The following is a 15,356-nucleotide window of genomic DNA, read 5'->3' as shown; positions in this document are numbered from 1 at the left end:
ATCTATTTGCCGGAAGATTATTTCTGAGGGTTATCGCCTGAGGGAGTGGATGGGGCCGACGAAAGAGCGTTAACAGCAGCCTCAAACTGAGTGCGCCACTCAGGTTGCAAGCTGGGAAGGTCATATTTCCGCAATAGTGCCAGGGCCTCATCCTTCCGGCCTTCCTCACCCAGGAGGGCTGCCGTTTTCAAGGCTACCTGTAACGAAAGCCAGAATCGGGTATTTACCCCCGTCACCTGGTGAAGTTGTTGATAGGCTTCCAGGGCCTTCTTGTTATCTTTCAAATTCGCCGCATAATTTCCGGCCAAACTGTTCAACGCCGTCTGATTTCCAGGCATGAACTCCAAGGCCTGCGTTAAATCACCTTTAGCTTTTAAGCCATCCTTCAAGGCGGCATAGGCCTGCCCTCGTAGCAGGCACGCTTCACCGGCCAGTTCGTGATCCTCCCACTTGGTGAAGTCCGCCGCCTGGAATTCATCCACCAGAGCCTGCCACTGGCGGCCCTGCGATAACTTCCTCAGACGCACGAGCGCCGGCGCAAGACTCGCCCGGACGGCCGTTTGCTTCACCTCCCGATCCACCTTGCCAATCAGTTCGTTGACCTTGTCAGGGGCCGCCCCGATCAGCAGCACACGTAACGCAGGTTTTCGGATTTCCGCATGCGGATCATTGGCGGCTTCCACCAGACTCCGCCACTCCTCACCGGGCACAGCACTCATCATGTCCGCTAAACCCTCAACAACCTTTTGCCGGACCGTCGGCACGGAGGCATTGATACGCTTTTCACAGGTCTCCATCTCCGGGGTAAACCGGCCCGGCTCGGCGAGAGCGTCCTTATATTTGGCCAGGATGGCGGACGGATTAGATTGACTAATAAACACCCCCGGACGACAGGAGCGCATTTCATCCTCAAGGTACTGCGCCCAAGCGGCCTGCTGCATCCGGCCAGCCTCTTCAGCCGGTATGCCAATCCCGCCTGGTGACGCCCGCGTCCGGATCAATTTTACCCAATCATTCGACACTCCCACAGGAGTCTCTCCCGTGATAAATGCATATAGCAAACAGGCATAAAGGTAGGTCCCCTTGAGCCCCGGATGCCCTTTATCCTGGTCGTAAAGGTCCAGTCGTTGGGCCTCCGTCGGCTCTTTTCCCAGATATTTCATCCACGCATATCCCCCTGCCGCCACAGGGGTGCCCCATTTTTTTCCGAATTCAATTTGCATCTCGTTCAACTCCCGGAAGGAATCGGGATACCGATAGTCCTTGAGCGTGTATTCCGTGACGCTGGCGGTCGCGAAAATAAGGGGCTTCAGGCCAGCCTGCTTGATGGCATAGTCAAACCGGTTGGCATAGTCGGAAAACACTTGTGGGCTGACCTTGTTCGCGACATGCGCATAAATATCCTGAAAAACTACATAATCCCATTTTGCCGAATCAATCAAACCACGTGCCGTTCCGTCACCCGTCCCCGCCTGCCAGTGCCCTTTTAAATCCTTGCCGCCTATAATCGCGCGCCCTATTTCAATCCTTGGCCGGTCTGAAGGTGCGGCTTCCGCCATGAATTTGATCATCGAAGGCAAATCATACTGCGCCATCTGGCTGTTGCCGATAAACAGAACCTTTTTTACCGGCGGCTGCGCCTTCGCTCCATTACCACCAGAAACCCCTGCGGCTAAGTTGGTGCCCCCCCCCTCCGCACCGTTACTCCCATGACTCCCCAGCGAAATGCCGATAAAAACGCCCATCCCGACTATTACCTGATTAAATGATGTCATCTATACCCTCCCGCGGATTCAACCCGCAAGCGTCATTTGGCGATCAACTCTGCAAATTTCAAAGGGACCCCATAAAGTTTTTGGCCTGTTGGCGAAAACGCATCCGTCTCACCAGTCATCCCGGCCCGTATCCGTTGACGACAGACATTAAAATACCAGGGAGCGAGCGCGGACGGCTTTTTACCTTCCACCTTCTTGAGGGGATCCGCGCCGCCCATATCAAAATCATTAACAGGAATGCGGACCTCAAGGCTCCAGAACGTATCACCCACAAAGGCGGCCACCTCAGCCTCCGAGTTCCAGAGCGTATTGAGCGCCCCGCCCTTCCGATCCAGATCGATCATGGCGCCGGCAGGATTGATTGCGAGTTGGTAGTAGGAGTGGGTGGGGGTCTCCAGCAAAAGCTCCACGGCATCCCCGTTCCATAAATTAAACTCCTCGTTGACGCGCGTCGCAATATTCAAGCCTCTCATATCCGCCTCATCACAGCGGATCCCCATAATCAGGCTCATATCGCTCCAAACCATCTTGAAAGTCGTTTTTGAAGGAGCCGGCGCACCCGTCACCACATCCTTCAACTCGTATTCCGGCACCCCATTCCAGAAGGGCTTATCCAGCTTGCCGTCCAACGTGATATCCCCACGCTTCCGCTCCATGGCCTCCGCACGCGGAACTCCCTTCCGACCCACCGCCAACACTTCGCGGTTCTTCTTCATCGGTTCGACAAAGGCAAGAAGCAGGTCGATCCGTTTCCCATAAACCGTATCGCCGGCCACTTTGCGGGCAGCATTGAGGCGATCAAGTGCCTGGTCAATAACGGGCACTTGTGACTGCATCTTCACCCAGTTTTTCTCGGAGTACTCGACAAAGGTTTTCATCTCCGTGGCCGCCGGCCCATAAAAATCCCGGTAATAGTCATTCAGGAGCACATTCACGTCCAACCCCGCATCCCAGTAACACCGCGCCGTAACATAGACGTTCAGATGATTAAACCCGGGAGCGAACATGTCCTTTCCTGTGGAATCATATCCATAGGTGACTTCAATGAACTCCCCAGCCGACTTCCCCTTCAAGGAACACAGGTCTTCGGCTATAATGTGAGGAAAATATACGGGCACGCCATCCGTAGCAATCCCGGGCCGACTCGAAAGATAATGCTCGACCATGAAGAAGTAACCCGGTGACACCATGGCCAGGTAGGCGTTGCGGGTTTGAACGGTTTCCTCCCGCCGCTTCTCATCCCCGAATCCCATCCGCCAATTGAAGAATCCGACCATCACATTGGGACTGAATCTGGCGATATGCTTCGGGGGAAGCCAGTAAGGGCCATAGGCCATATTGATGATTTTCTTATCCGGATACGTCTTATACAACTCTATCGCCACCCGGTTGATAAACCCCCACACATAGTCCGACATCATCCCTGGATATCCACGTTCCGGAGTCCCTTTGCTCTTGCATAACGGGCATTGGCAAAGATTACCCAACCCATCGCCCGGCATCAGCGAGATGATCTTTTCATCAGGATACGCCTTGAAATAGGCATTGCAATAGTTGACCGTTGATTCAAAGAGTCCCTCCGAGGAGAAACAGGGAATCCCGTTACCAAAGGCGGCGTCCATTTGCCGGACGCCGTTATACATGGCAAAATATTCAGGCTGAGACTTGTCCCGCGAATGAACATTAGTGAAACCATGTGCCACTTCACCAACCCCCATCAGTTCGGGCGACTTCCCCAATCCAATGCGCAACCGCCAAAGAACCGCTTCCTTTGAACCCTTGGCAAACGTTGGCGAGTATATCCCGCAATTCCGGTAGGCAAAATCCGGATGGACGGTTTTATTGATTTCGGGAAGCGCAATGGTTGTATTGGAGGGAACGATTTCGCCTAAATCGCCCGCCATATACCACCGCACTCCAAGCAACCTCAAAAACTCATAAACGGCATTGAGTGATCCGCGCTCGTCAAAATCGGAAATGCCTACTTCCCGATTAAAACTCCCGCCCGGCCATCCAATGGGATTGTTCCATTTACCGCCCATCAACGCATCCCACTCTTCGAAATTATTCGGCCGGCCATCTTTGTTCAGGATGTGCGTCGACGGCTCGACATAATCCCTGTCCCGCCCGATCAAGGCCAGCCAGCCAGCCCCAGAGACCATCTGGAATGCATCATAGTTGAGTCCGTCACTGCTCAACCTCAACCCATCGGTGTATCGGCTCTTCCCGACGTAGAGTTTCACCGGGACCGTGCTATTTGCCACATTGGTGATGGGCACATGTGCTCCGCTGATTTTTCGCAAGTAGGCCTGCAATTCCGATGCGGCCAACTTGACCGCACGCGGAGGGTGATCTGCCGTAATGATTTCGGCCTGCGAATTCCCGTCCTTAACAATATAGGTTTCCGCGACAACCGTGGCGGCGCTCAGGCACCACATCACGCCGACAGCAAAGAACAACCACATCCAACGATCCACGATTAACTTTCCGAACATATAATCATCCTTTCGTTTCCCCTACCTGGCCCACAAATTCCCGAGTTTCGACATATCCGGGCTTTGCGTAGCTCCCATCGGGCAAAGGGAATAGCATTCCGACGATCCCCCCGCCAAACGCGTCCGGCAGACATTGATGCCCCAGGGATAATTCATCGTGGGACCAAGTGACCCGAAATCCTTGGTCGGAATCTTGATTTCAGCCGTCCACCGCGTCTTCTCTTTTTTGACCACAGCCGCTATTCCCGGATTCCAAAGCAATGGCAGCGTATCCCGGCTGACAATGGTGACATCCTGGCTTTCATCCCAGATGGCGCCATTGGGGTTGACGGCAATTTTGAAATAGGAGCGTTCCGGGGTCTCGATGATCAGCTCCACCACATCATCCTTGAAAATAGCAGCATCATCGTTTTTCCGGGTATTGGCAAATATTCCCGCCATGTTAGCCTCCTCACAAACCACCGCAACGACCAAGGCAGATTTATCAGGGGTCAGCCGGAAGGCGACCTTGCTCTTGTTTTCACGGGGCATTTTCCCCGTCGGCGACTCACTCATCCCGTACCAGAGAATATTGGCTGGCTGCCACAAGGCTTTGTTCATATCCCCGTCAAGCGTGATTAACTCGGAGGCGGGATAGGCCCTGAAGCCAGGCCCGGTCCGCTTCATGTTGGCAAAAAGTATTTTCAGCGATGTCATTTCAGTCTCAATCAGGGAAATTCGCTGACCGTAGACGGTCCCCTGCCCGGCTTTTCCATGGGCTCGCTTCAGGATGTCGAAATAGCGATCGACATCCTTTTCCTTCAGAAATCCGAGATTGCCTGCGGAAATGCTGCGCGACTCCTGCCGGGACCAAACCTCCTCGGCAAACTCATAGAACTCGCGCATTTCCCCCTCGGCCGGACCAAAAAACAGCCGGTAGTACTCATCCAGCATTTTTTTCCGATCCAGGTCCGGATCCCAGAATAGTTTGCTTTGCCAATAGACCATCAGATGCATCAGTCCCGGCACCCCTATACGGGGTTGTTTTTTTCCGTCCTTGGGCGGCATCACCCCGTCATTGTCATTATTCTGCAGCTCGATGAATTTCCCTTCGGCATACGGCAACATCTCCTTCATCTGCGCCTGTAGTGATGCTGTAAACACTACCGGATAGCGCGGCCAGGCCAAATCACGGTAATAAAGGAAATAATCCCAGATGGGTGACTTGAATGGCGGGGTTACGCCGGACTCCCTGCTCTTGTTCAGCCATTTATGTTGAGATGCCAGAACGGCACGGTCGACGTCGAGCAGCACCCGGATGTAACTGGAATGAACAAACGGAATGACGATGTTGTCGGGAAATTCACCGATGTTGGTCGGGATTTCCGTGGCTCCATAGCCGGTCATGTAAAGGAGCCCCTTGCCGGGATGCGACTTTTTCAATTCCCTGGCGAGATGGACATTGAAATCCCACAAGTAGTTTGAGGTCTTCTGGTCCAGCGTATCGGTCGGCTTGCCGTAGAGGTCCACATCACGGGCATCCATCTTCACCCCGCCATCGGGCGGCCCGATCGCCACGGCCGTCAACTCCGGACAGGCATCGAACATCCGGTTCATATACATTACGGCGGCCTTCCGGAATCCCGGATCGCTATAACGGGGCATGCCCCGCCCAGTCGGATATCCCGCATACGGCTTGCCGGTTGCATCACACGCCAGATATTCAGGATGCTCCACCTGCTGCTCATAGGAACTGTAAATGCCATAGGTATTATGCTGATAGCTGATGGGATTGAAATTTCCGCTCTTCAACCGCTTGAGCCAGGTCACGCCGGCGGGATCCAAGCGCATTGCATTATAAAAACACCACTCCCGCATACCAAACTTCGCCTCTTTCCTGGTATATTGCCGAGCCACGGCGATGGTTTTCGCCTCCGGAACAACGGTCCCGTTGTCATACGGCATATACCAGCGGACTCCGAGTTGCTCGAGCAACTCGGATACGGCATACCAGGTACACACGTCATCGTTAATACGGATCTTCAGCGCCTGACAGGGTTCCCCAAGCCCGCAGGTCAGTCCGTAAGGGCGGAATTTTTCACCGCATAAATCCTGCCACGCCTTAAGCCCAGGGGAGGGGAATTTTTCGGGCTTGGGGTTTGCCAAACCAAGGATGGCGCTTCCATTCAGGTAGCGGGTTTCCTCCCCGGCCTCGCTATAGGGCGGCGCGTTACGTTGCCTGTCAGGGCCGGCCAGAATGACGTAGTTGTCCTTTGCTACAATTTCAAAGCCGCTGTTATTGAACGTTGCCGGCGTGAACCCGAGTTTCACTGTGAGCTCACTGGTGCCGACATAGACCTGGGTTTTCACACCCGGCGTCAGCTTGCTGACGATGGGCAACTTCGCCCCGGACATCAACTCCAGGTGTTTTTGTAAATCCTCGGCCGCCAGCATGATGCCCGACAACGGCTGCTCAGGCACAACAATCTCGGCGATCGCCTGGCCATTCTCAACCAGGCTGACCGCCCTCTTATCATTCAGCCGGAAGCCCCGACAGGCGACCAGACCCAACGCAAAGGCAAAGGCCAATACAACCGAAGTTATCCGGGCATACATTTGCATATTTTAGTCACTTCCGATCTTATCAACCAGCCGGTTTCTACATGTCCGCCAAGTTCTTGAGATAGCTGAAACTCATCTCCAGGGCTGCGAAGGGATCGTTAGCTTATCAGACCTACTCCTTGCCTGAGGATTACTTAACGGATTGGCTCATATCCTGATGCGCGACGTTACGGGTCTTTTTAACAAATCGTGACCCCGTGATTTTTTTCTTCAACATCCGCTCATACGCCCGGGCATCCAGCGGCATCTCCACGGTCTTTCCGGTCTCAGAAGAATACAACATGGCGTTACCCAGCTCAACCGATCGGATGCCCTCTGCCGCCGGCGCAATCAAGGGGACCCCGGATACGATGGCATCAATGAAATTCTGAAGCACTTCGGGATGCTGACCGCCATTTCCAGAGATGGGGATCTGGATATCCCAGACCGGCGGGATACCGAATTTTTCAGGAGAGTTCCGCAAAAAGTCGCTGACCGAGACCTCATTTCGAATGAAGCGCAGATCGCCGTTTTCAAGGGTGAGCCGCCCGTGTTCGCCCGCAATTTCCAGCCGGTTCACCCCCGGCGCTTCCCCCGTGGACGTGATAAATACCCCGGTACACCCATTATTATATCCCAGATGCGCCGTAACCTCGTCTTCGACCTCAATGTTATGCTTGCGGCCGAGACTGCAAAAGCCACGCACCCGGTCTGGCATGCCAAACAACCATTGCCAGAGATCCAGATTATGAGGGCACTGATTGAGCAGTACGCCGCCCCCTTCACCCGCCCATGTGGCACGCCAGCCTCCGGAAGCATAATAACTTTCCGTCCGGAACCAGTTCGTGATGACCCACGTAATACGATCCAATTTCCCCAGGTCTCCACGCTTCAGCATCTCCTTGATCTTGCGGTAATGGGGATCCGTACGCTGGTTGAACATGGCGGCAAAGACCTGCCCCTTCTTCTGATGAGCGGCGATTAATCGTTCACAATCGGCCTTATGAACCGAAATCGGCTTTTCTACCAGCACATGCAGCCCGGCCTTCAGGGCATCAATCCCTATGGTTGTATGGGCATAGTGGGGCGTTGCAATCAGAACCGCATCACAGACCCCCGCCTTGAGCAAGGCCCTGTGATCGCTGAATGAGGCGCACTTATAGATGTTGACCGCATAATCAACCCGCTCAGGGTTCACATCACACACAGCGGTCAACTCAACATGACTGGCTTTGGATATATAATCCAAGTGCCCTATCCCCATGGACCCAACGCCCACCACACCCATTCTTACTTTTTTCACAAACGCTTCCTTTCTGTAAATAGTGGTAATATCGCCAATCTGCAACCTCTTCGGAATTCGGTTACCATTCGTTTATTTCGGAAAATAGGCTATATATTTCCAATAAAATATTAGATATATTGCCTTATGACAACAGTGTAACTATTTGCTAACTGGCCAAAGATATGTCAAATATAGACATAACCGCATGAATAAACGTGTTCAGAAATATTCAGAGCGAACTTACGTCAATACCGCGACGACAGGCGCATTCGAGCCGCCGGTCAGGATCTCGGCGGCGGTGGTTTCCCGCTGGGGGCCCGGCGATAACTTTGACAGGCAGCATCGCCCCAATGTTTCGCTGAGCCTCATAACTTTCGGAAACGCGACCTTTGAACAGGATGGCCGCCGGGGAACGGTGGAACGCGGCACCATTTTCATTGCCCATAAAGGGAGTCATCAGGTGCTGAAGACGGGATCCGAAGGAGTCATGCACAAACGGTCTCTTATTCTGGAAGGAGCCGCATTGGAGTCTGTCATGATTGCCTTCCACCTCACGGGGGTTGACCGCATCACACCACACAACCTGCCATTGACCATGAACCTCTTCCGGCGAGTCCGGCGGGCTCTGGCGCTGAAACATAATGGGTTTGCCCGCGAAGTTTCCCTGATTGTTTGGGAAATCCTGATGACCTGCGCGGAAGGGTTGTCGGTTGATTTTCCTGACAACCTGCGTCAGGCCATGGAATTTGTGCAAGCCTCCCTGCACCGGCCCGTATGCCTGAAGGAGATCGCGAAGGTGTCTGGCTTATCAGCGCGTCACTGTACCCGGCTATTCCAGAAACATACAGGCTTGTCCCCGATACAGTACTGCATCCATCAACGCATGACGGTGGCTGAAAATCTAGTCAGCAACACCCGCGAACCGTTTAAGCAGATTGCAACGTCTCTCGGCTATGAGAACGCCCTGCAATTTTCCGTGCGGTTCAAGCAATATTTCAAAGTGAGTCCTCGCCACTACCGGAATGGCACGCATTGACAATAGACAGAAATTGCTTTTACTGAACATTCGTTGCCATTCCGGCTTTGCGGCCACCTCATGCTTGCGTTACCGGCACGATTCTGGAAAGTTGCCTCAATGCAGTCACGAAACGCCATGATATTCATCATAGGGGAGGCCTTCTGGGGTTTAAACGCCGCCCTGGTCGCCTCCTCCACCGTCCTTGCGGTTTTATTGACTGAATTTGGCGCCGGCGTGAGGATGATCGGATCCATCGGCGCGCTCGAGGCCGGTCTGACCGTGTTTCCCCAGCTCCTCGGCATGGTTTTGTTCCATTCGGTCAAACATCGGAAACGGAACCTGATCGTTTGGCACCTGGTCGCCATTATTCCGTTCCTGTTCATCAGCGGACTCCTGATCTGCTTTGAAAATCATTATTCGCCTGCCGTGGCCCGCTGGGGCCTGCTCCTCTCCTTCGCGGGTTTCATGTGTACCTGGGGCATGATTTTGGGAGTCTGGACGGACTGGTTGGGGCACATTTTCGCGACTCGAACCCGGGGCACCCTGATGGGGATGGTCTTCTTTGCTTCCGCCCTGACGGGGTCATTGGGCGGCCTCATGGCCGGCACCATCATCAATAAAGTTGAGGGCCACCTCGCCTACGCCATCCTGTATTTTCTCGCCGGTATTTTTGCAACAAGTTCCCTCCTGTTATTCATCTGGGTAAAGGATCCGGCGGAATCCATGGATGCAAACATCCAGAAACAGGTGCCCATAAGGGGTATTCTGTTAAATTTCAAAAAAAGCCTGTGCGACGACAATTTCAGGTCTTTTCTGGTGTGCAGACTATTTGCTTCCCTCGGATTCTGCATGATTCCCTTTGTCGCGATCTATTTTAAATCGACGGACGGCGGCGCACTTAGCAACTCGGCCATTGTTTCCTGCGGGGCAGCCGCCACCCTGGGCTCCGCTCTTGCGAATCTTGTTTTCGGAAAAATCGGAGACCTGCATGGGCATCGCATTGGGATACTTTTCGGAACCTTGATGCAGGGGGTCACGCTGTTTGTCATTCTCGTCACCTCTGGCCTGACCGCCTGCATCATCACCTATTTCTGTATCGGGATCTGCAGCGGAAGCATCTGCATGTCCCACACCAATATGCTGCTGGAAACATGCCCGCACGATCACCGGCTTTCCCACATCACTGTGGGCAATCTCGTGCTGTCCATTCCCCTTGTATTATCCCCTCTGATGGCGGGCATCGCATCCGAACATTTCGGGATACGCCCGGTGTTCATGACCTGTCTGATCTTAAGTCTTTTCGCATTCATCTGGAGCCTGCTCAAACTCAAAGAGCCGCGATTAGAGTCATGTGAAACTAGGGAAGGGGCCTATGATTAAGACTGACGGAAGCTGGTTCAAGGACGAATACGGACGCACGCTGATTCTGCGCGGCGTGAATCTTGCCGGCAGTTCCAAGCTCCCCTTCACCCCCGATGGGGCAACTTATAACCCTGCCGGTTTTTTCAACCACCGCGTGGTCTCTTTCGTTGGCCGGCCCTTCCCCCTGTGTCAAGCCGATGAACATTTCTCCCGCTTGAAACGGTGGGGCCTCACCTTTCTGCGTTTCCTGGTGACCTGGGAAGCGGTAGAACACGCCGGGCCGGGAATCTATGACGAATCGTACCTGGATTATCTTACGGCGGTCGTAAAGAAGGCCGGCGAGTACGACATCCAGCTTTTCATTGATCCACACCAGGATGTATGGAGCCGTTTGTCCGGCGGTGACGGCGCACCAGGCTGGACGTTTGAGGCGGTCGGCATGGATGTGACTCAATTTTCGCCATCAGGCGCGGCCGTTGTCCATCAGGTGCATGGCGACCCATTTCCGCGCATGATCTGGCCGACCAACAACACGAAACTGGCGGCCGCCTCCCTGTTTACGCTTTTTTTCGGGGGGAACGATTTTGCCCCGAATACCAAGGTGGACGGGGTGCCGGTGCAGGACTACCTGCAACGCCATTACTTCAATGCCATCAAGCAGATTGCCGCACGGTTGAAAGGGCTGCCGCAGGTGGTGGGCTATGATGCCCTGAACGAACCTTATCCTGGCTATATCGGGTGGGCTAACCTGATGGAGGCCGACGCCGAGGTGCGGATGGGCGCCATCCCAAGCCCGTTCCAATCCATGTTGCTGGGCGCCGGGATCCCGCAATATGTGGACGTGTGGGACGGCTGCCTGGCCAAGCCCGTGAAAGGCCACCCCTGCCTGATCAATCCCGGTGGCGTATCCGTCTGGCGAAAGGGCTACGAGCCCATCTGGAAGGCCAATGGCGTCTGGGATATCATTGACGGGGAACCCCGGTTGCTGAGACCTGACCATTTCGCGAAGGTGAATGGCCGGCCCATCACCTTCAACCAGGACTACCTGCGGCCCTTCGTCAACCGGTTCGCGCAGGAAATCCGCTCCATCGATCCGCAGGCGATCATCTTCGTCGAGACCGTGCCGGGGCGGGAATTACCGCACTGGGGGCCGGAGGACGCACAGAATGTGGTCTCCGCTCCACATTGGTACGACGAACAGGTGCTGTTCATGAAGACCTTCGACCCTGCCGTGGGGTTCAACATGCGCACTCGCCAGGCGGTTCATGGGGAAGCCCATATCCGCAAATCGTTCGCCGAACAACTGGGACTGTACAAAAGGGAAGCCCAGGACTATCTGGGCGGCGTACCGACCTTGATCGGCGAGATTGGCATCCCCTTCGACCTGGAGAATAAACAGGCCTTCCGGACAGGTGATTTCAGTGCCCAGGTGAAGGCCTATAACCGCACCATGATCGCCTTGGAAGATTCACTGGCCAGTGCCACCCTGTGGAACTATACCCCCAACAATAACAACGCGCATGGTGACAATTGGAATGACGAAGACTTGTCGTTGTTCAGCCCCGATCAGCAAAAGGACCCGGGAAATCCCGATTCGGGTGGACGGGCCTTGGAGTCCGTGGTACGGGCTTATGCCCGGAAGACTGCCGGAATTCCGCTGGCAATGACCTTTGACCTGCACACCAAACGGTTCGAGTACTCTTTCCAGCACGACCCCGCCGTCCATCAGCCCACCGAGATTTTCGTCCCCGCCTACCAGTATCCTGAGGGCTATGTGGTGCAGGTTTCAGATGGCACCTACGAGATCCACACCACAAAGCAAAAGTTGATTTATCACCACTCAATTGATAGAGAATGGCATATGGTTAGCATTACGCCTCAAGGAGCTATATGACCACTTCTGCCCAAAACAAATTTAAACTCGATACCCCTTGTTTGGTACTGGATCTGGATATTCTTGGCCAGAATTTACAGAAGATGCAGAGCGTGGCCGACCGCGCCGGCAAGAAACTGCGCCCCCATGCCAAGACCCATAAATGTTCAGCCTTGGCGCACCGGCAGATGGAAGTCGGTGCCATCGGCATCTGTGCCGCCAAGGTTTCCGAAGCCGAGGTGCTCGTAAAGGCCGGCATCACGGGAGTGCTTGTCACCGGACCGGTCGCCACCCCCGGCAAAGTCAAACGGCTGATCGAACTGCTGGCGGCGGATCCGTCCCTAATGACCGTCGTCGACCATTGTGACAGCCTGGACCTCCTTGATGCGGCCTTGCGGGCCAGCGGACGGACCATGAACGTGCTCCTGGATGTGGACATCGGCCTGCACCGGACGGGCGTCAGGCCGGCGGCGGCGCGGGAACTGGCGGCCGCTATCCTGTCCCGCCCCACCCTGCGACTCTGCGGGATACAGGCCTACGCGGGACACGTTCAGCACATCCGGTCTTATGAGGAACGGAAAACCACTTCCCTCCACTGCCTGAAGGAAGCCGTCGGGGTGTTTCGTGAATTGCAAACCATGACGGACACCTGCACCCTCTTCAGCTCCACCGGCACGGGAACGTTTGATGTGGATCTCACCGTCCCTGAGGTGACCGAACTTCAGGTTGGTTCATATGCCTGCATGGATGCGGAGTATCTCGCCATTGGGTCGGCCGAAGACCCGGCCCGATTCGCGTCGTTTGGACCGGCGTTGCGCCTGCTCACCACGGTCGTCAGTAGAAATCAGGCGGGATTTGTCACGGTGGATGCCGGCTTGAAATCGCTTTACCGCGATGGGGCCGTCCCCGTGATCCTCGGTTCAGAACAGGCGAGGATGGTGTATGACTGGTTCGGTGACGAGTACGGCAAGATTACCTGCCCCGATACCATGGCACTCCCACCCATCGGAAGCGTTCTGGAACTGGTGACATCGCATTGCGATCCAACCATCAACCTGTTTGACCGCTATTACCTGACTCGGGGGTCTGACGTCGTCGGGGTCTGGCCGATCGACCTCAGGGGGTGTAATCAATAACAAAGAGTGATAGCCACTGACAGATACCCTTGCGCGATTCTCAGGAACAGCTGATCCCTCACCGTTTCACTGGCTTTGTTTTCAAATACCATTTCGCCATCACCTGCAAGGACCGCTTCGGCTTCCGGTCCAGCGTCACCACGCCATAAGGGCCGTAGGGTGCATACTGGATCATGTCTCGCCGATGACGGTAATCGGCCCAGGACCACAACATCCCGCCTGCCACCTCTTTTACTTCCGACATGGCGCGAAATACCGCTTCCAGATATGCGGCATGAAAATCCTCTGTGTAGTCCGTTGTTCCGGACAAGCCACAGATACTGCGCATGCCGAACTCAGCCACCACAATCGGTTTACCCGGGAAGGCCGCCGCGTGTTCCTGGAGATGGCGCTTCGTTGGCTCATAGACCAACGTCCTGATCTGGCTGATCCGCCGGGCCACCTCGCCATTGTGGAGACCATAATAAACATTGGTGCAGATCAGGTCCGCTTGCGCGGCGGCCTTGTGCGGACGCACATCATTTGCCACCACAAAAGTGACCAGACGGGAAGGGTCCAACTCCCGTGCCCTCCGCATCAGGCGGCGCATCACCGTGGTCCCGATGCGCGTATAGGTGGCACACTCATTCGCCATACTCCAGGCAATCACACAGGGGTGATTCCGGTCACGACGAATCATGCCTTCAAGGGCCGCCATGGCCGGGGCCAGAATAGTCATGCGCTGGGGAACCTTCTTCCTATCCGGCCACCAGTTGTTCCCCCACCAATTCAGTGGTACCTCTTCCATCATCATGAAGCCATGCTCATCATAAAGGCGAAGCAACTCGGGACTTTGCGGATAATGCACACGGATGCAATTGACCCCGCTGGCCTTCAATAAGCGAAGCTCCTTGTCCAGAATATCAGCGGGGGGATTGGGGCCATAGTCGCCATATTCATCGTACCGATTGACCCCCTTGATGGCTATCGGCTTTCCGTTGAGCAGGATCTGTGAACCTTGCGTGGCAATCGACCGGACGCCAAAACGGTCCTTGATGGTGTCGATCACCTGATTTCCAGCAGTCACCAGGCTTGCTTCACACCCGTGTAATACCGGCGTGTCAGGAGACCAGTGGGCCGCCGTCGCCAAATGCATCCCGATAGGCAGGGATACACTACTTCGGGCCGGACAGGTCACCGGCACGCACTGCGTTGCGGTTTTCCTCCCGGCGACGACCTTCACATGGAGCGTCCCTTGAAAAGACTTCCGGGAATTATTCTTGATCTCGAAACCGGCGTTCAGCAGTCCGCCCTGCCCCTCCGGCACCGCGTTGAAATCATAATTTTGGATAAAAATGGCCGGCCGGACCTCCAGCCTCACGGGCTCCAGGATGCCTCCGTATTGCACCCATTCAATGACCGGCGCGCCTGGCAACCACTCTACCCGAGGCCGGTTATCGACTCTGATCACCACCTCGTTATCCTGTCCGACCTTCATCCATGCGGTAACGTCAAACGCGAACGGCAGGTAGCCATTCGCGTTTTCGCCCACCTTCCGGCCATTTACCCACACGGTGGAGTGATACATCACCCGCCCGAATACGAGGCGACACTCGCCAGCCTTATCCAAGCCTGGCGACGTGAACGTGGCGGAATACCAGCCTATCCCTTCATAGTTGCGAAGGGCTTCCTCATAACAATCCCACGCGCCGGGGACCGCCACGGCACTCCATGTTTCACGCTTGTACTTCGGGGCATACCACGTCTCCTTCAGGCCGACATCAGCCACATCCATTTGAAAATGCCACGGGCCATTGACTTGAATGGATTGCCTCATATGCCACCTATTGAGA

At 55.0% G+C, this 15,356-nt stretch carries 9 protein-coding genes; 4 read left to right on the top strand and 5 right to left on the bottom strand.

The window, feature by feature from the left end:
- Positions 1-17: 17 nt before the first annotated feature.
- The 4 genes from WCS52_04085 to WCS52_04070 all read right to left on the bottom strand — a co-directional run bounded on the left by WCS52_04085 (position 18) and on the right by WCS52_04070 (position 8,153).
- Positions 18-1,775: a hypothetical protein gene (locus tag WCS52_04085; protein ID MEI6166352.1), complete on the bottom strand. Its 1,758-nt coding sequence runs from the start codon at positions 1,773-1,775 to the stop codon at positions 18-20.
- Positions 1,776-1,807: 32 nt separating this feature from the next.
- On the bottom strand, positions 1,808-4,270 hold the full coding sequence (locus WCS52_04080; GenBank protein MEI6166351.1) for a DUF4838 domain-containing protein: 2,463 nt from the start codon (positions 4,268-4,270) through the stop codon (positions 1,808-1,810).
- Positions 4,271-4,291: 21 nt separating this feature from the next.
- On the bottom strand, positions 4,292-6,871 hold the full coding sequence (locus WCS52_04075) for a DUF4838 domain-containing protein (protein MEI6166350.1): 2,580 nt from the start codon (positions 6,869-6,871) through the stop codon (positions 4,292-4,294).
- A 130-nt stretch (positions 6,872-7,001) separates the two neighbouring features.
- On the bottom strand, positions 7,002-8,153 hold the full coding sequence (locus WCS52_04070; GenBank protein ID MEI6166349.1) for a Gfo/Idh/MocA family oxidoreductase: 1,152 nt from the start codon (positions 8,151-8,153) through the stop codon (positions 7,002-7,004).
- A 187-nt stretch (positions 8,154-8,340) separates the two neighbouring features.
- Between WCS52_04070 and WCS52_04065 the strand changes: the two genes are divergently transcribed.
- From WCS52_04065 to WCS52_04050, 4 genes are all read left to right on the top strand, one after another.
- Positions 8,341-9,171 carry an AraC family transcriptional regulator gene (locus WCS52_04065; GenBank protein MEI6166348.1) on the top strand — a complete coding sequence of 277 codons (831 nt, stop codon included), beginning with the start codon at positions 8,341-8,343 and terminating at the stop codon, positions 9,169-9,171.
- Between the two features lie 117 nt (positions 9,172-9,288).
- Positions 9,289-10,533 (top strand): MFS transporter, encoded by a 1,245-nt coding sequence (locus WCS52_04060; protein MEI6166347.1) that lies wholly within the window; start codon positions 9,289-9,291, stop codon positions 10,531-10,533.
- Positions 10,526-12,409: a cellulase family glycosylhydrolase gene (locus WCS52_04055; protein ID MEI6166346.1), complete on the top strand. Its 1,884-nt coding sequence runs from the start codon at positions 10,526-10,528 to the stop codon at positions 12,407-12,409. The genes WCS52_04060 and WCS52_04055 overlap by 8 nt, the downstream gene beginning before the upstream one ends.
- Entirely contained in the window at positions 12,406-13,524 is a 1,119-nt protein-coding gene (locus WCS52_04050; protein ID MEI6166345.1) for a DSD1 family PLP-dependent enzyme, read from the top strand. The genes WCS52_04055 and WCS52_04050 overlap by 4 nt, the downstream gene beginning before the upstream one ends.
- A gap of 58 nt (positions 13,525-13,582) precedes the next feature.
- On the opposite strand, the gene WCS52_04045 is transcribed toward WCS52_04050, so the two are convergent.
- Positions 13,583-15,340: a glycoside hydrolase family 2 TIM barrel-domain containing protein gene (locus WCS52_04045; GenBank protein ID MEI6166344.1), complete on the bottom strand. Its 1,758-nt coding sequence runs from the start codon at positions 15,338-15,340 to the stop codon at positions 13,583-13,585.
- Positions 15,341-15,356 lie beyond the last annotated feature (16 nt).

The sequence above is a fragment of the bacterium genome, assembly GCA_037128595.1.
In the GTDB taxonomy this organism is placed as follows: Bacteria; Verrucomicrobiota; Kiritimatiellia; order CAIKKV01; family CAITUY01; genus JAABPW01.
This window is presented reverse-complemented; position numbering and strand designations above follow the sequence as displayed.